Origin of the sequence: Faecalicoccus sp. LCP19S3_E2 (assembly GCF_052121255.1) — a bacterium.
Classification (GTDB): domain Bacteria; phylum Bacillota_I; class Bacilli_A; order Erysipelotrichales; family Erysipelotrichaceae; genus Faecalicoccus.
In genome coordinates this window covers 17791-34296 of the sequence record NZ_JBQKEP010000009.1, presented here as the reverse complement: position 1 = coordinate 34296, position 16506 = coordinate 17791, and the positions used below count along the sequence as shown (strand labels likewise).

Below are 16506 nucleotides of genomic sequence, written 5' to 3'. Positions count from 1 at the left end.
AAGAAGTCTTTTCAAAAATAGACATTTAATCAATAATGTAAGCGTATTCAAGATATCCGGAATCTAATGCATACAAGAAGGAGAGGATAATAAAATGACTGTATTACCTACAGAGACTTTAAATCAACCAGAGACACCAAGTGATTTTAAACAACAAGTCATACTGTACTCGAAAATTTTGGACCAAAAGAATTTAGTCAATTCACTAGAGGGGAATATTTCCATATATGATAGAAAGAATGATTTGTTATATATTACACCTTCTGGAACAAGGAAAATATTTTTAGACGAAGATTCGATCGCGGTATTAAAGGGAGATAATCAGATTGAAGGAAATAGAAAAAGATCAAGTGAATATCTTCTTCATAAAGTAGCTTTAGAAGCTAGGCAAGATTGCAATGCAGTAGTTCATGTTCATGCACCGTTTCTTACAGCTTACGCCTATTGCCAAATGAGCATCGAAATGAAATGTTCAACTACATTTACAATATTACATGATGATATTCCATGTATTCCATATGGCGAACCAGGAAGCTTAGATATTACTAATGGATTAACGGAGGCACTTCAAAATCATAATCTTGTCCTATTGGGCAACCATGGTTTGGTCTGTGTGGGTAAGGATTTAGAACAAGCTTGCTCTATTGTTGAAGCAACGGAAGAAGTAATGAAAATATACTATTTAGCAAAACAAATGCAATTACATAATCTTAGTGATAAAGAGTTAGAATCAATGAAATTGGCAAAGAGACCGGGAGGAAATAAATAAAATGAAAGCAGCTTTAATGTATGGACCAAATGATATTCGTGTCGAAGAAATAGAAAAACCAACATGTCCTAATGATGGTTTACTGATTAATGTTAGAGCTATTGGTTTGTGCGGATCCGATATCAGAAATTTAACTAGTGATTCGTTACCGGGTAAATATCCTCATGTATTTGGACATGAAGTAGTAGGTGAAATCGTTGAAGTTGGAAGCAATGTAGTTGGATATGATGTAGGTGAAAATATTTATGTTTATCCAGTTGCCCATTGTGGTCAATGTGAACCCTGTCGATCAGGCCATTCGGAGATGTGCGAAAATGCCACAGACTATATAGGAAGACAAGGTGGTTTTGCCGATTATTATGTTGTCACCCAGGAACAGTTGAGTAGAGATGCTGTATTTAAAATACCCGCTAATCAGGATATTGTGGCTGCCACATTAGCTGAGCCGCTATCATCCGTCTATGCATGCCAAGATAATATTGATGTTCGATACGGTGACACAGTAGTCGTTATAGGAGCAGGTCCTATTGGCTGTTTCCATGTTCAATTAGCTCATTTAAGAGGAGCTACTACCGTCATATTAATTGATATTAATGAAACAAGATTGAATATTGCGAAAAGATTTGAACCAGATTATATCATTAACAGTTCTGTACAAGACCCTGTAAAAGAAGTATTAAAAATCACGAATGGAAAAGGGGCTGACAAAGTAATTTCAGCAAATCCATCTACACAATCACAAAATCAAGCCCTTTATATGACAAAGAAGAGTGGTATTACTGTATGGTTTGGAGGAGTTCCTAAAGGTTCAATGGCTGAAGTAGATTCAAATTATGTGCATTACAATGGTTTATGGATTTATGGTCATTATGGAGCGAATAGTATTCAGGTGGAACAATCCTTTCATCTAGCCCTTTCCGATGCGTTTGAAGCCAAAAAGTTTATTACTCATGTTCTTCCCTTAAGTAAGATAAATGAGGGCATTCGTTTAACAAAAACAGGAGAAGCTATTAAAGTTGTATTAATACCAAACGAGGAGGTCAACAAAGATTTATTATGAAAAAACCAGTTGAAATATTAGTTGCTTGTGGCAGTGGGATTGCTTCGAGTTCCGTTGCAGCTGAAGAAGTTAAAAAAATTTGTGGAGAAGCAGGCATACCGGTAAATGTGCACAAAGGTACTGTTCAGACAATTCAATCGTCTGCAAAAAATATGGATATTGTAATGACCACATCAAATTATCGAGGCCACTTGGATTGTCCGTTAATTAAAGTTTTTGGATTAATCAGTGGTATTGGCAAAGATCAAGTATCAAAGACAATTATAGATACATGCAATGAAATATTAGCTAAAAGAGATGAATAAATAATAGAGGAGAAGAATTTATGGATTGGTTATTAAACGCTGTGCAAACTTTATTAAATATGGGAGCTGTTGCCATATTGCCAGTAATGATATTAATCATTGGCTTAATCTTTAGAATGAAGTTTGGGGAAGCACTTAAAGCAGGCTTACTGGTTGGAATTGGATTCCAAGGTTTATCATTAGTAATTAGTTTGTTATTTACGACAATTGACCCAGCTGTTTCCTATTATCAGGCAATGGGTTCAGGTTTTACAGTTACAGATATGGGTTGGGCTTCTGTTGGTGCCGCTAGTTGGTCTGTACCATTTGCACCATTTGTAGTTCCAGTTATATTTTTGATTAACGTAATCATGATTCGTTTAAAATTAACTAAAGTTATTAATGTAGATATTTGGAATTTCATTCATATGTTGATTCCAGGAGCATTAGCTTATGCGATTTTTAATAACATTTGGATTGGAATAGTCATTACATTAATCATGGCTATTGTCGCAATTAAGTTTGGTGAAAAAGTTGCTCCAGCCTGGCAAGAATATTATGGATTAGAAGGCACAACTTGTTCTACTGCATCATTTGTTTTAATGTATCCATTGTTCAGAGCTCTGGATAAGCTGTATGATCATATCCCGGGATTTAATAAGATTGATATTAATATTGATCATTTAAGCTCAAAGCTTGGTGTATTTGGTGAATCTAGTTTTATTGGCCTTATTATTGGGGTTATCTTAGGATTGTTAACTCAACAACCTATAACAACTATTTTTACCATGGCGATTGGTTTTGCCTCCGTGCTTGTTTTAATTCCAAAAATGGTTGCTGTAATGATGGAAGGGATAACTCCTATTGGTACAGCCGCAAATGAGTTTATGAAACGCTGGACCGGAGATAGTACACAATTGCTTGTAGGTATGGATGTTTGTCTAGGATTGGGGGATCCAACATGTATCACCGCAACAGCTTTATGTATTCCATTTACAATTCTTTGTGCATTTATTATTCCAGATATGAGCTATTTTCCTGTAGGAATTTTAAGTGTAATTTGTTATACAACAGTTATGCCTACCTTAGCTCACAGAGGAAATTTTATTCGCACAATGATTAGTTGTTTGATTATGGTATACTTTATTGCTTTCATGACAAATTTATTAGCACCGGAGGCAACAATGATGATGCATGTAACTGGAATTGAAGTTTCAGGAACAGTGACAGATTCATTCTTTGGTTATAATTTAATGAATGTCTTGTTAGGAATGATTCATCATTTCTTTATGGTCTAGTGGTTTGATAAGGAAGGAAATAAATGAAATATTTTGCAATAAAAGGTCATGCGGATACAGATAGTGAGGCCATTGAATTATGCGCAAATAAATTATTTACAGAAGGCTGTGTAAATCAATCCTTTAAAATGAATTGTATTGCTCGCGAAAAGGAATTTCCCACTGGACTTCCCAGTGAAATTCCAGTCGCAATGCCTCATTCAGAGATATCAGGAGTAATACAGAATGCTGTTTGTATGCTGATTCTAGATGAGCCGGTAAAGTTTAGAAGAATGGATGATGATTCCCAAATAATTGAAACACAAATGATATTCAATTTAGCTCTTACAGGATCTCAGGAACATATGAACACATTAAAAAATTTAATGTCTGTTTTTTATAACTATGATCAGTTATCTGACCTTTATCATTCAAAATTAGAGGATTTACCAGATAAGTTAAGTAAATATTTAGACTAAGATAGTATGAAAAAGATTAAGAGTGAATACATCAACAAAGAAGAATATATATTAGAAATTACTAGCGCTTTACATCCACAAAATTTCAAAATGAATATATTTGTTTTGATCTTATCGTCCTACATGATTTTATATAGTGGTGCCTATATGAGAAATCTTGACACATCAATTCTTTGGTTTTGTATCACTCTTCTTTTACTTTTTGGTTTCTATTTTGCAGATACTAAAAGTATTTATAAGAGGACTTTAAAAAAATATTTAAAAGATTATGGAAAAACAGATGTTCATGTTGTGATTCACATTTCCAAAGATATTGAATATACCATTGAAAAGCGAAAAATAAACTTGAAATTTAAAAATCTAAAGCGAATCAAGAATACAAAAAACTTTCTTATTTTATGTTTTCAAAATGAAATAGTACCTATTAAAAAAGAAGAGAATATAAATGATCAAGAACTATGTGCCTACCTTTTAAGAAAGAGGGATGAAAGATGAAAATAAATTTAAAAAAAATAGAAAAAATGGGGGATCCTACTAGAAACCAGAAAATATTACTAGATGATATTCTCATTGAGAAAAATGCTTTAAGTAAGTTGCCAGAAATCATGAATACATATTACAAAGATTATCAATCTATAGTAATGATTTGTGATGAAAATACATATAATATCGCCGGAAAGAAGGTTGAATCTAAACTTCCTAATATTAATACGATTGTTCTGGATCCAAATCATCTTCATGCTGATGAACATGGTGTTGAGCAGGCTAATATTCACTTGAAAAAAATTGGGAAAATTGATTTTTTGATTGCTTGCGGTTCAGGAACAGTACATGATATTACTCGATATCATGCATATAATCTAGGAATCGATTTTATGTCAATTCCTACAGCTGCAAGTGTGGATGGATTTGTTTCTACCATGGCCGCTATGACGTGGAAAGGAATGAAAAAAACTTTTACAGCCGTAAGCCCAAGATTTGTTTTAGCAGATACTGAAATTTTTTCAAAAGCCCCTGCACGCTTAACTGCAAGTGGTGTAGGAGACTTGTTGGGGAAATATACAGCTCTTTGTGATTGGAAGATTGCCCATGCCGTGACAGGAGAGTATATTAATTGGGATATTGTTAACTGGGAATATGATATTTTGGAAGAATTAGTTCAAACGCTAGATGGCTTATCAAAAAATGATGAAAAAGCCTATGAGAACCTAATGTATGGCTTATTAATGAGCGGGTTAGCAATGCAGCTTATGGGATATTCTAGACCTGCATCTTGTTGTGAACATCATTGCTCCCATTTATGGGAAGAAGCAGCTATTAATGAACCCATTGATTTTTACCATGGTGAAAAAGTAGGTGTTGGGATGATTATCTGTACGCAAGTATATAAAAAAGCTCTAAGTTATTTGAAACGTGGTGATTATACATTACATGCTTCTGTAGACGTTGAATTTGATTTAATTAAAGATAATTTTAAAAATGAAATTTTACAAGAAGAAATACTTAAAGAAAATGAACCTAATATCATGGAAAATATAACAGGAAAAATGCTGAAGGATAGAGAAAGTGATATCATTTCAATCTTGGAAACTTTACCTAATGTTACTACCATGATGGAATGGATAAACAAAGTGAATGGTTGTACTTCTATGAATGACATTGGGTTATCTGAAGATTTAAGACCTTTGACATTAAAACTTAGCCCCTATGTAAGGAAGAGGCTATCTTTTATGAGATTATTAAAGTTTTATGATTTCTATAATGCAGTGATAGAATAATATGTTAACAGATTTAAATGAAATCAGAGAAAGAATGAAGGGAATAAAGGCCGTTGTTCTAGATATGGACGGAACGATTTATTTGGGGAATGAACTTTTTCCTTATACCCATAAGTTTCTTGATAAAGTAGAAGAAACGGGGCGTAAGTATTATTTTTTTACGAATAATTCATCGAAAGATTTAGATACGTATATTTCTAAATTATCCAAAATGAATATTCATATTACTGAAGATCAAATGATGGTTTCTACGGATGTTATACTGGAGTATCTACATGAACATCATAAAGGGGAACATCTGTATGTAGTGGGTACACCGGCCTTGTTAAGGGCATTTGAAAAAGATGGATGGATCTTAGATGATGGAAATCCGGATGTTGTTATTTTAGGTTTTGATACGACTTTAACTTATGAAAAGTTGGAGAAGATCTGCACATTTATTCGGCATGGGAAGACGTATTACGGTATTAATCCGGATCTGAACTGCCCCATAGAAGGGGGAGAGTTCATACCGGATTGTGGTAGTATCGCAAGATGTATTGAATCCAGCACTGGGGTATATCCAGAGTTTTTTGGTAAGCCTAGTCCAAGGACACTGGAATATATTCAGAAAGTGACAAAATTAGAACCGGAAGAGATTGCCATTATAGGCGATCGTATGTATACCGATATTGCTGTGGCTGAGGGAAGTGATATCGTTAGTGTTCTAGTATTAAGCGGAGAAACGAAAAAAGAAGAACTGAAGAATTATTCTACACAACCGGATATTATGGTTGATAATATTGGCGTATTAAGTGATTTATTAGACTAATAAGAAGCTCTGAGGTCAATAAGACTCAGGGCTTTTATTGTATAGTGGATTTATTGATAATGATTTCTAACTTTTATATTTGTTCCAATTAAAAGAATTGGTTAAGTGGTACTTGATTGCTAATTAATGATCATGAAAAAAGGTAGAAATTTTAAATGTAGACGGCGATAGGACAACCCTCTCTTATCCAAGTTCTGTATGTTTATACGTAACCCTTTTCATGTTACAATATTAACATCAGGGAGGTGTTCTTCATGATTCAAAAAGAACAAGTTTATATAACACCTTTTTCAACTTATCGAACTTTGCACATTCATCTTCCACAAGACTACAAAAACAGTACAGAACGATATCCTGTCATGTATATGTTTGACGGGCATAACCTATTTAATGATGCAGATGCGACCTATGGAACTTCTTGGGGCCTGGAAACATTTTTAAATTCTTATGATAAACCATTTATCATTGTAGGCTTGGAATGTAATCACGAGGGAAATCAACGATTGTCAGAATTTAGTCCTTATACATTTTCAACGCCGTATTTAGGCCATGTTTACGGTAAAGGCGATCAGCTGATGGATTGGATGGTCAATGAACTAAAGCCTTATATTGACTCTCGGTATCGTACGATGCCTTTACGTGAATGTACCGGCATTGGTGGAAGCAGTATGGGAGGTCTTATGGCTTTATATGGTATTCTTCATTACAATTCGATTTTCTCAAAAGCCGCTTGTCTTTCCAGTGCCGTGTTTGGCTGTAAAGAAAAGATCCTTTCTGAATTTCAGAAAACCAGTCTTTCACCGGATACAAGAGTATATTTAAGCTGGGGAACGAAGGAACTGGCTAAAAGTGTGTTTCAAGATCAAAGAATCAATGATATGAAGATGCTTGTCAATGAATTTACGGCACGAAATGCATCTGGTATTTTTCGTCTGATCGAAAACGGTCAACATAATGAAGCGACATGGAGACAACAAAATAAAGCTGTCTTTGATTATTTGTGGCGCTCCTAAAACATCTCAAAAGAACGAACAAATTTTAATTCGATATTCAATTGATCAATAAAGGTTGGAAAGCTTCCGACAGGAGGCTTTTTTCCTTTCTTTTCATTCATCAAAGAATGAATAAGTTTATCTTGTAAAAAGTCATAAATCTTTTCTCTCTGTATGTCGTACTTGTGCTAAAATAAATGACAAAAGAGGAAATAGGTTATGAAGAGAAGAAACGGTGAAAAATACATAGATCATGTCATAAGAATTAAGGGGGAATTTTGATGAAGTATGGTTTATGGGCCGCCAAAGGTGTTGTGTTTCTTTTATTGATCATACTCATGTTGAATGTCTTTAGCGGTCCAAAGATGAGTAAAGAGGATTTTGGTGTTGTGTTATCCAAAGTACAGGAGAATTTAGATTTAAGCACTCTGTTACAGCAGGATAATCAGGCGATACGAAAAAATTTGGGATTAGATCCGGAAGCGTATGAAAGAATCGTATATTTTAAGATTGATGATGTCATGCAGGCCAATGAATATGTATTGGTGCAGTTTAAGGATACGGATCAAAAAAATGCGTTTCAACAAGCCATCGAAAGCCGTATTGCCGAGCAGACAAACTTATATGACGGCTATGCGCCGGATCAGGTGCAGTTATTAAAGCAGGCTGTTGTGGATATACAGGCGAATTATGCATTGTATGTGGTCGATACGAATGCCAAAACAATGGATGAACAGTTCTTGGAAAGCTTATAAGGGGGTGCGTGTATGGTATTTAATTCTTTGATTTTTATATTTTGTTTCTTACCGATATCCGTGCTTCTTTATCGCTTCCTGCCGTCACAGTTTTTAAAAAATATTGTGTTGTTTGTGCTGAGTTTGTTGTTCTATGCATGGAATGAGCCGTATTATGTTTTATTGTTGTTGCTGAGCATCGCATGGAATTATATCAGTGGTCTGCAGTTGATGCAGGAAGAAGATGAGCGGCAAAGAAAGATAAACTTTTGGTTATCCGTTGCCGTTAATCTTTTGATTTTGGGTGCTTTTAAATATACGAATTTTTTATTGGGCATAGTAGGGCTGGAAGGCTTTGATATCACATTGCCGGTAGGGCTCTCCTTCTTTACTTTTAGTGCTTTGTCTTATCTGGCTGATGTATATAAAGGTACCAGCCCGGCACAGAAAAATCCATTGTATTTAGGATTGTATATTGCGTTCTTTGGAAAGATCACCAGTGGCCCGATTGCCTTTTATCATGATATGGAACATCAGTTTTCGTATCATCCTTTCCAAAGAGAAATGTTTTATTCCGGCACCTTGTTGTTTGTCAAAGGCTTGATCAAAAAAGCGCTTCTGGCAGATCAGTTTGCTCTGGTATTTTCCAGTCTGTCACAAAATACAAGTATGTTGGGAGCCTGGCTTTATGCCCTTAGCTATATGTTGGAAATCTATTTCGATTTTAGTGGTTATAGTGATATGGCCATTGGAATTTCACGCATGTTTGGCTTTGATCTAAAACCAAACTTTGATCATCCGTATGTGGCAGTCAGCGTACAGGATTTCTGGCGAAGATGGCATATCAGCTTATCAAGATGGTTTCGTGATTATGTCTATATTCCATTAGGTGGGAATCGTCATGACTATGTACGAAATATCTTGATCGTATGGTTTTTGACCGGTTTATGGCATGGAGCCAACTGGACATTTATATTCTGGGGACTTTATTATGGTGCTTTTATCTTGCTGGAGAAGTTTGTGCTTCGTCCTATTTTGGAAAAACTGCCACGCATCGTAGGTCATCTTTATACTTTAGTTGTCGTATTGATCGGTTGGGTATTTTTCTGTAGTCCAAGTATTATGAATGCGTTTGGAACGATTGGTCGTATGTTCCACTTCGCAGAGTTGGTTAACACGGAAGCCTTATTTGTGCTGACCGGGCATTTAGTATTATTTATAATCGGTATCCTGCTTTCAGGTACACTGTTTGATCGCATCGAAGAAAGATTGATGCAGGTCAAAGGAAATCGAATGGTATTAGCCTTTACGGTTTTATATCTGGTTTTCTTTGGTATCAGTATCGCTTTTGTGGTAGGTAGCACATACCAGAGCTTTTTGTATTTTGCGTTCTAGATAGGGGATGGGATGAATATGAAAGATAAAATGACAAAATTATCGAAAAAAATGAGTCCGATTCTTGCGGTTTGTGTCGTGATCGTATGTGTATTGAATTTGTTGTGGCCCGATGCCAAGACATCTTCGATGGAGAACCGTTCGCTGCAGCAGTTTCCGGCCATCAGCTTGTCTTCTATCAATGATGGTCAATTTTTTAAAGATGTCAATAACTGGTATTCGGATCAGTTTGTAGGACGAGATCAATGGATTCAGTTAAAGTATCTCATCAGTAAGATGACAGGTGTTAAAAAGATCGATGATGTATATTTGGGTAAAGGCGCATTGATTGAAGATACCAGCGCTGTCAACGAAGAACAAAAGGAAAGAAATATTCAGGCAATCAATCAGTTTTGCACAAGCTCCGGTAAAGCATCGTATTTTCTGTTAGCACCGAATGCGGTTAGTGTGCAATCGGATAAGCTGCCTTCTTTTGCGACACCATTGGATCAGAATGCACAGATCGACGATTATCTATCTAAATTAGATGTATCGATTCAAAAGGTGGATGTTCGTGATTCCTTTAAAGAGCATAAGAATGAGTATTTATATTATAAGACTGATCATCACTGGACTTCTTTAGGTAGCTATTATGCGTATCAAGCCTTGTCTTCCAGCATGGATCTTGGACAAACGGAGATCTCCGATTACCATGTGTATCCGGTTTCCACAGATTTTAAAGGGACTTTATCCGGTAAGGTCGGAAGTGCCTTTATGGAAGATCAAATTGATATTTATGTGCCAAAAGAAAACAGTGAATATATCATGACCGATGAAACAAGCAGGGACTCTTCACGCTCTATTTATTCTATGGATGCCTTACATACCAAAGATCAATATACGGTCTTTTTGTCAGGGAACACCGGAAGAATTTCATTGGAAATGGATAATGACAGTGATCGGCATCTGTTGTTGATCAAGGATTCCTATGCCAATTCGATGATACAGTTTTTAATTCCGCATTTTAGAACGATTGATATCATCGACCCCCGTTACTACTTTGAAGATGTATCAAAGCTGTTGGATTCTCAATTGATTACCGATATCTTGTTTCTATATAATTCAAATACATTGATGCAGGATACATCCATCGCGGATTGTCTAAATGTTTCTGCAGAGGAATAATCAAAACTTTAAAAGCTCTTATCAAACTTTATGTATAGTTTCATATACATTGATTTGAATAAGAGCTTTTTTGAATTTATACAAAATTTTATGTCATAGATGAAATTTATTTATATGATCTAACCGCATATATATATTTTGAGGTTAAAATGAACTGCTTATTAACATAAATAATATCATCATCCGGTGAAGATACAGTTTGCGTGACTAATAATAGAGGCGTTCCAACGGTAGTGTGAAGTAGGTCTGAAAACTCTTTATTTGAAAAAGAAATTTGAAACTTATCTTCAAATTTAGAAAGAACGACACCACTTTTCTCGGTTAAAAGTTGAATTAAAGAAGTATTTTCTATAGGTGTTTCTAGTAAAAAATCAAAATGTATAGGGAAATAATCAATTTCTATAATACATGGAATGGAATCAACGTATCGTACTCTTTTTATAATGATGGCTTCTTGTTCGTTATTTAGTAGCTCGCTGACTTCTAAGTCTATTTTATTTCTTTCAATAGAAATGATGCGCGTATAGGGTGTAGCATTCATTTTGATACAAGTCTCTGTAAAACTTCCACCACAAAAATAATTTTCAGTATAAATTCTAGATTTTACAAAAGTACCTTTTCCATGTCTTTTAATAAGAATGTTTTCATCTACTAGTTGTTGTATTGCATTTCTAACGGTTACTCTGCTTACATTGTAGATTTTTACTAATTGTGGCTCGGATGGTATTTTATCACCAGGCAGATATTTTCCACTTTTTATTTTATTGGTTATTTCTAGTTTAATTTGATCTTGAAGAGTTAAAGGTATTTTTTCTGTATTTTTTGACATAATTTACTCCTTTTCCATATTATAAACTAAATTTTAATATAGGGGTACTTTAAAATAATATCTTAAATTATTCAACGGGAAAACACAGAAAAAGAATCTATATGCTTTATATAAAGCACTCTCATAAATTGTATTAACTTGTATTATTATATCATTGACACCGCTTACATTAGGGTGTATCATTGTTTTGTAAATACAAGATAATACAAGTTAAAGAGGAGGGAATATGTCTAGAAAAATAATAGTTGCTTCACATGGAGGACTTGCCAAAGGGATTGTAGATAGTTCTTCAATGATTATTGGAATTCCTTCATATCCAATTGAAGTTTATACTTTGTGCCCAGGTGAAGTGGCAGACGATTTTGCGAAAGAGATTGAAAAAGAAATACAAGCAAATTTGGATGTCCAATATATTGTCTTGACAGATTTGTTTGGGGCAAGTGTTTTTAATGCTATGTACTCACTATTAAAATTTGAAAATGTGAAACTTTGTACGGGGATAAATTTGAATCTTCTTTTACAAATATGTATGGAAAGTAAGGATTGGTTGACGGATCAAGATATGTCTAGAATTGTCTTAGAATCTAAAGAAGGAATTCAGTTTATTGAAAATACAGTAATCGAACAGGAGGATTTTTAAAAAATATGAAAAGTGATTTTTTAAATTTATTTAGTAATAAGAAACCAATATTGGGAATGATTCATTTAAAGGGAGAGGATGATAATGAAATTTTCGAAAGAATGAAAAAAGAAATTAAGATTTATTTAGAAAATGAGATTGATTGCATTATTTTAGAAAATTATTTTGGCGAGTTTCATAATTTAAAAGATGCATTGAAATATGTAAAGGATTTAAACTTGCCAATACCATATGGTGTCAATTGTTTAAACGTGGATACTATGGGATTTGAATTAGCTGCACAGTATGGTGCAAGATTTGTTCAATTGGATTCAGTGGTAGGACATGTAAAACCAAGAGATGAGGATACATTAAGTGCTTTTTTTCAGATGTATAAAGAACGATACAATATACCGGTATTGGGAGGGGTTCGCTTTAAGTATCAACCTGTACTTTCTAAGAATAGTGTGGAGGAAGACTTACAAATTGCAATGAATCGATGTGATGCAATCTGTGTTACTCAGGATGTGACAGGGCAAGAAACCTCATTAGAGAAGATAAAACAGTTTAGAAATGCCATAGGTGATTTTCCGTTGATTGTAGGAGCCGGTGTTACACCGGAAAATATGGAAAAACAATTTAAATACGCAGATGGAGCTATTGTTGGAAGTTATTTTAAGGAAAATCATATTGATGTTGGTGAAGTGTCTGACGAAAACGTTAAAGAAATAATGACAACCGTAAAACATATCAGGAGGGAATTAATATGATCAAATTAACAAGAGTGGATCATCGTTTGTTACATGGACAGGTAGCATTTTCATGGACTAAGTTTCTAGATACGGACTGTATTTTAATTGTATCCGATTCTTTAGTTAAAGATGAATTAAAAATGAATGCTATGCGTATGGCTAAACCGACGGGTGTAAAACTCGTTATGAAAAGCATAGAGGATTCAATTTCAGCTATTAACAGTGGGGTTACTGATAAATATAATTTGTTTATTATTGTGGAAAGTGTAGAAGATGCTTATAAATTAGCTCAATCATGTTCGACTATAAAGCAAATCAATTTGGGTGGTATGAAAGCTAGTGAAGAACGACATCAAATTTCAAAAGCTGTATTTGTCAGTGCTCATGATGAAGTTCTTCTAAAAGAGTTAAATGGTAAAGGGATTGAAGTCTTTACTCAATTGGTGCCGAATGACTCTAAACAAGACGCAATCAGCTTATTGCATACAAAATAAAGGGTGAAAGATATGTCAGATAATTTATTAATACAATCATTATTAATAACTTTGGTGGCTTTTATAGCTTACATGCACTGTTATTGGGGATCTACAATGAACAATAGGCCAATTATCGTTGCGCCTATGGTTGGATTGGTTTTAGGTGATATTACGACAGGAATTATAGTTGGAGCAACATTAGAATTAATTTTCTTAGGAGCAGTACCTATCGGCGCAAGTAATCCACCAGACATTACTTCCGGTTCTATTATAGGAACAGCGTTTGTTATATTGACTGGCCAGGAAGTAGGATCTGCTGTTGCACTGGCTGTACCAGTTGCTACTTTGGTTTTATTGTTTGATAACCTTCAAATGATGTTTTTATTAACTTGGAGTACTCATTTAGCTGATAAATACGCCAAAGAAGGTGATTATAAAAAAGTAGAATGGGTGGCTAGATTATCGGGTATAGGTAACAAGGTAGTTTTGTCTGTAGTTGTAGGTATTGCTTTTTATTTAGGTGTGCCTGTTATTAAAGATGTCTTGGATGTAATTCCAGAATTTATCACTGATGGAATGAATGTTGCTGCTGGTTTATTGCCGGCCGTTGGGTTTGCAATGTTAGCACGAATGATACTCACAAAAGAATTATCTCCATTCTTGTTGGCTGGTTTCTTATTGGCGGCATATGTGCAAGTTCCTGTTTTTGGAGTAGCATTGACAGGGCTGGTAATCGCATCCTTAACTTATTTTTCGGATATGAAGAAACAGAAAGAGCAGGTATTTATAGATGATAACGAATTCTAGTATTACAAAGTCAGACTTAAGAAAGGTTTTTACACGATCTTGTACTTTGGATAGCGCTTGGAATTATGAGAGACAGCAAAATCTAATGTATTGTTATTCTATGATTCCAATTTTAAAACGTTTATATGGTGATGATAAAGAAAAAATGGCTGAAGCACTACAACGGCATTTGGAATTTATGTCATGTACTCCACATATAGTCACATTGTTAATGGGAATCACTAGTGCTATGGAAGAGGAAAACAAAAATACTGAATCCTTTGATGCATCTAGTATAAGTGCAGTAAAAACATCTTTAATGGGACCGATGGCAGGTATAGGTGATTCATTTTTTTGGGGAACATTGTTAACGATTGCCATTGGAGTTGCTGTTTCTTTTAGTCAGCAAGGAAGTATAATTGGTCCTATATCATTCCTATTAATTATTAATATTCCTGGGTTCTTGGCAAGATTTTACTGCTTAAAAACAGGATTTAAATTTGGCGTTAAATTCTTTGGAGATGCTAAGAACCAACAGATTATTGAAAACATAACCAAAGCTGCTTCTATATTGGGATTGATGGTTATTGGCGCGATGATTGCTACAACGGTGAATATTACCATTCCATTGGAGATAGGTGTTGAAGGTGCAACACAGCCATTGCAGACATATTTAGATCAGATTATGCCTTGTCTATTACCATGCATAACATTTGGATTAATGTATTGGTTATTGGGCAAAAATGTAAAGCCGACAATGATCTTAATGGGTTTGATTATAATTTCTTGTATAGGAACTTTTATTGGAATCTTTTAAGTAATTTGAGTTCACGAAATAAAGTGAACTCTTTTTCTATACAATTTTGAAAAAACGAGTATAATACGGCCTGTGAAAGAAGGATGTTTATGAAGCACGCAAGACAAATGGATATGATACAAGGGCCGATCTTTTCCAAATTGATCGTCTTTTCTATACCAGTTATACTGTCCGGTGTCTTACAGCTTTTATTTAATGCGGCTGATGTCATTGTGGTAGGACGATTTACCGGCAGCAGGGCTTTGGCAGCGGTTGGCTCGACATCCAGTCTGATCAATTTACTGATCAATCTGTTTTTAGGAATTTCTATTGGCGCCAATGTGTTGGTTGGACAATATATCGGTGCCAGAGATGTAGAGAATGCGCAAAAAGCTATTCATACCGGCATTTTATTTGCCTTGTTTGGCGGATTGTTTATGGGTGTATTTGGCTTTTTTGCGGCCGGGACTTTGTTGAGCTGGATGGCTACTCCGGAAGATGTATTGCCATTATCGACAATTTATATGCAAATCTATTTTATCGGTTTGCCTTCTTTACTTATTTATGACTTTGGGACTGCCTTATTAAGAGCTGTCGGTGACACGAAAAGACCACTCTATTTTTTAATGATCTCAGGTATGGTCAACGTTGTTTTGAATTTGATCTTTGTCATCGTGTTTGACTGGGGCGTAGCCGGTGTAGCTACCGCAACGATCGTTGCCGAAATAATCAGTGCCATTTTAGTGCTGCTTTGCCTGCATGCCCATGAAGGGCCTATTCGCCTGCAGAGAAAGAGTCTTCATTTTTCTTTGGATAAAGGAATCAAGATGGTAAAGATCGGTGTTCCGGCCGGTGTACAGGGAATGTTATTTAGTATATCGAATGTATTGATTCAATCCAGTGTCAACAGTTTTGGATCGATCGTCATGGCAGGAAATACCGCCAGTTTGAACATAGAAAACTTTGTGTATATTTCGATGAATGCGATCTATCAAACCAATTTAAGTTTTACCTCGCAAAATATGGGTGCCAGACAATTTAAAAGAATCGATAAAATTCTTCTGGAATGTTTGGGAATTGTGGTTTGTGTGGGACTGATTCTGGGCTGGGGTGCTTATTTAGGCGGTAACTTTTTACTGCATATTTATTCAGCCGACCCTGAGGTCATCCGGATCGGTTTGATTCGATTGTCATTTATTTGTACCACGTATTTTTTGTGCGGCATCATGGACGTATTTGTGGGTAGCTTACGAGGAATGGGGTATTCGATTTTGCCTATGCTCGTATCTATGATGGGGGTCTGTGTATTTCGTATCTTTTGGATCTTTACCATCTTCCAGGCACATCGAGAATTGTCAACGTTATACATATCCTATCCAATCTCCTGGGTATTGACGATTGCCGTAGATATTGTTTGTTATATTTATATTCGAAGAACGATTGAAAGGAAGACAAGATGAAAACTGTAGATTTGCGTATAGAAGATGAAAACCGAAAGGCGGAAG

At 35.1% G+C, this 16506-nt stretch carries 19 protein-coding genes; 18 read left to right on the top strand and 1 reads right to left on the bottom strand.

Features of this window, described 5'->3' with window-relative positions:
* The first annotated feature begins 94 nt into the window (after positions 1-94).
* The 12 genes from ACTQX6_RS08945 (at position 95) to ACTQX6_RS08890 (ending at position 10743) form a co-directional block, all read left to right on the top strand.
* Positions 95-769 (top strand): class II aldolase/adducin family protein, encoded by a 675-nt coding sequence (locus tag ACTQX6_RS08945; RefSeq protein ID WP_168966792.1) that lies wholly within the window; start codon positions 95-97, stop codon positions 767-769.
* 1 nt (position 770) lies between these two features.
* Complete coding sequence (locus tag ACTQX6_RS08940; protein ID WP_168966790.1) at positions 771-1829, top strand: alcohol dehydrogenase catalytic domain-containing protein; 1059 nt, start codon at positions 771-773, stop codon at positions 1827-1829.
* Complete coding sequence (locus tag ACTQX6_RS08935; protein ID WP_168966788.1) at positions 1826-2134, top strand: PTS sugar transporter subunit IIB; 309 nt, start codon at positions 1826-1828, stop codon at positions 2132-2134. Before ACTQX6_RS08940 ends, ACTQX6_RS08935 begins: the two co-directional genes overlap by 4 nt.
* Before the next feature lie 20 nt (positions 2135-2154).
* Entirely contained in the window at positions 2155-3411 is a 1257-nt protein-coding gene (locus ACTQX6_RS08930) for a PTS transporter subunit IIC (protein WP_168966786.1), read from the top strand.
* A 23-nt stretch (positions 3412-3434) separates the two neighbouring features.
* Positions 3435-3869 carry a PTS sugar transporter subunit IIA gene (locus tag ACTQX6_RS08925; protein WP_441657425.1) on the top strand — a complete coding sequence of 145 codons (435 nt, stop codon included), beginning with the start codon at positions 3435-3437 and terminating at the stop codon, positions 3867-3869.
* A 6-nt stretch (positions 3870-3875) separates the two neighbouring features.
* On the top strand, positions 3876-4364 hold the full coding sequence (locus ACTQX6_RS08920) for a hypothetical protein (RefSeq protein WP_441657424.1): 489 nt from the start codon (positions 3876-3878) through the stop codon (positions 4362-4364).
* Positions 4361-5647, top strand: a complete 1287-nt coding sequence (locus ACTQX6_RS08915; protein ID WP_441657423.1) for a sn-glycerol-1-phosphate dehydrogenase — start codon at positions 4361-4363, stop codon at positions 5645-5647. Before ACTQX6_RS08920 ends, ACTQX6_RS08915 begins: the two co-directional genes overlap by 4 nt.
* A gap of 1 nt (position 5648) precedes the next feature.
* A complete protein-coding gene (locus ACTQX6_RS08910; protein ID WP_441657422.1) occupies positions 5649-6458 on the top strand; it encodes an HAD-IIA family hydrolase in 810 nt (269 codons plus the stop codon).
* Between the two features lie 254 nt (positions 6459-6712).
* Entirely contained in the window at positions 6713-7471 is a 759-nt protein-coding gene (locus ACTQX6_RS08905) for an alpha/beta hydrolase (RefSeq protein ID WP_294687249.1), read from the top strand.
* A 260-nt stretch (positions 7472-7731) separates the two neighbouring features.
* Complete coding sequence (locus ACTQX6_RS08900) at positions 7732-8205, top strand: DUF4358 domain-containing protein (protein ID WP_294687246.1); 474 nt, start codon at positions 7732-7734, stop codon at positions 8203-8205.
* 12 nt (positions 8206-8217) lie between these two features.
* Positions 8218-9579 (top strand): MBOAT family O-acyltransferase, encoded by a 1362-nt coding sequence (locus ACTQX6_RS08895; protein ID WP_294687244.1) that lies wholly within the window; start codon positions 8218-8220, stop codon positions 9577-9579.
* 18 nt (positions 9580-9597) lie between these two features.
* Positions 9598-10743, top strand: a complete 1146-nt coding sequence (locus ACTQX6_RS08890; protein WP_294687240.1) for a DHHW family protein — start codon at positions 9598-9600, stop codon at positions 10741-10743.
* A 106-nt stretch (positions 10744-10849) separates the two neighbouring features.
* On the opposite strand, the gene ACTQX6_RS08885 is transcribed toward ACTQX6_RS08890, so the two are convergent.
* Complete coding sequence (locus ACTQX6_RS08885) at positions 10850-11572, bottom strand: GntR family transcriptional regulator (RefSeq protein ID WP_272001032.1); 723 nt, start codon at positions 11570-11572, stop codon at positions 10850-10852.
* A gap of 226 nt (positions 11573-11798) precedes the next feature.
* On the opposite strand from ACTQX6_RS08885, the gene ACTQX6_RS08880 reads away from it, so the two are divergent.
* The 6 genes from ACTQX6_RS08880 (at position 11799) to ACTQX6_RS08855 (ending at position 16461) form a co-directional block, all read left to right on the top strand.
* Positions 11799-12212 carry a PTS sugar transporter subunit IIA gene (locus ACTQX6_RS08880; RefSeq protein WP_168966364.1) on the top strand — a complete coding sequence of 138 codons (414 nt, stop codon included), beginning with the start codon at positions 11799-11801 and terminating at the stop codon, positions 12210-12212.
* Positions 12213-12217: 5 nt separating this feature from the next.
* A complete protein-coding gene (locus ACTQX6_RS08875; protein ID WP_294687234.1) occupies positions 12218-12961 on the top strand; it encodes a BtpA/SgcQ family protein in 744 nt (247 codons plus the stop codon).
* Positions 12958-13437 carry a PTS sugar transporter subunit IIB gene (locus ACTQX6_RS08870; protein WP_294687232.1) on the top strand — a complete coding sequence of 160 codons (480 nt, stop codon included), beginning with the start codon at positions 12958-12960 and terminating at the stop codon, positions 13435-13437. The genes ACTQX6_RS08875 and ACTQX6_RS08870 overlap by 4 nt, the downstream gene beginning before the upstream one ends.
* A gap of 12 nt (positions 13438-13449) precedes the next feature.
* On the top strand, positions 13450-14226 hold the full coding sequence (locus tag ACTQX6_RS08865) for a PTS mannose/fructose/sorbose/N-acetylgalactosamine transporter subunit IIC (protein ID WP_294687229.1): 777 nt from the start codon (positions 13450-13452) through the stop codon (positions 14224-14226).
* Entirely contained in the window at positions 14210-15022 is an 813-nt protein-coding gene (locus ACTQX6_RS08860) for a PTS system mannose/fructose/sorbose family transporter subunit IID (protein WP_294687226.1), read from the top strand. Before ACTQX6_RS08865 ends, ACTQX6_RS08860 begins: the two co-directional genes overlap by 17 nt.
* 89 nt (positions 15023-15111) lie before the next feature.
* Positions 15112-16461: an MATE family efflux transporter gene (locus tag ACTQX6_RS08855; RefSeq protein WP_294687223.1), complete on the top strand. Its 1350-nt coding sequence runs from the start codon at positions 15112-15114 to the stop codon at positions 16459-16461.
* Positions 16462-16506: the final 45 nt, after the last annotated feature.

Coding starts and splice junctions, on each gene's coding strand:
- ACTQX6_RS08860 (WP_294687226.1), top strand. CDS start 14,210: ATGATAACGAATTCTAGTATTACAAAGTCAGACTTAAGAAAGGTTTTT.
- ACTQX6_RS08875 (WP_294687234.1), top strand. CDS start 12,218: ATGAAAAGTGATTTTTTAAATTTATTTAGTAATAAGAAACCAATATTG.
- ACTQX6_RS08895 (WP_294687244.1), top strand. CDS start 8,218: ATGGTATTTAATTCTTTGATTTTTATATTTTGTTTCTTACCGATATCC.
- ACTQX6_RS08930 (WP_168966786.1), top strand. CDS start 2,155: ATGGATTGGTTATTAAACGCTGTGCAAACTTTATTAAATATGGGAGCT.
- ACTQX6_RS08945 (WP_168966792.1), top strand. CDS start 95: ATGACTGTATTACCTACAGAGACTTTAAATCAACCAGAGACACCAAGT.
- ACTQX6_RS08885 (WP_272001032.1), bottom strand. CDS start 11,572: ATGTCAAAAAATACAGAAAAAATACCTTTAACTCTTCAAGATCAAATT.
- ACTQX6_RS08890 (WP_294687240.1), top strand. CDS start 9,598: ATGAAAGATAAAATGACAAAATTATCGAAAAAAATGAGTCCGATTCTT.
- ACTQX6_RS08915 (WP_441657423.1), top strand. CDS start 4,361: ATGAAAATAAATTTAAAAAAAATAGAAAAAATGGGGGATCCTACTAGA.
- ACTQX6_RS08925 (WP_441657425.1), top strand. CDS start 3,435: ATGAAATATTTTGCAATAAAAGGTCATGCGGATACAGATAGTGAGGCC.
- ACTQX6_RS08855 (WP_294687223.1), top strand. CDS start 15,112: ATGAAGCACGCAAGACAAATGGATATGATACAAGGGCCGATCTTTTCC.
- ACTQX6_RS08910 (WP_441657422.1), top strand. CDS start 5,649: ATGTTAACAGATTTAAATGAAATCAGAGAAAGAATGAAGGGAATAAAG.
- ACTQX6_RS08940 (WP_168966790.1), top strand. CDS start 771: ATGAAAGCAGCTTTAATGTATGGACCAAATGATATTCGTGTCGAAGAA.
- ACTQX6_RS08900 (WP_294687246.1), top strand. CDS start 7,732: ATGAAGTATGGTTTATGGGCCGCCAAAGGTGTTGTGTTTCTTTTATTG.
- ACTQX6_RS08935 (WP_168966788.1), top strand. CDS start 1,826: ATGAAAAAACCAGTTGAAATATTAGTTGCTTGTGGCAGTGGGATTGCT.
- ACTQX6_RS08870 (WP_294687232.1), top strand. CDS start 12,958: ATGATCAAATTAACAAGAGTGGATCATCGTTTGTTACATGGACAGGTA.
- ACTQX6_RS08905 (WP_294687249.1), top strand. CDS start 6,713: ATGATTCAAAAAGAACAAGTTTATATAACACCTTTTTCAACTTATCGA.
- ACTQX6_RS08920 (WP_441657424.1), top strand. CDS start 3,876: ATGAAAAAGATTAAGAGTGAATACATCAACAAAGAAGAATATATATTA.
- ACTQX6_RS08880 (WP_168966364.1), top strand. CDS start 11,799: ATGTCTAGAAAAATAATAGTTGCTTCACATGGAGGACTTGCCAAAGGG.
- ACTQX6_RS08865 (WP_294687229.1), top strand. CDS start 13,450: ATGTCAGATAATTTATTAATACAATCATTATTAATAACTTTGGTGGCT.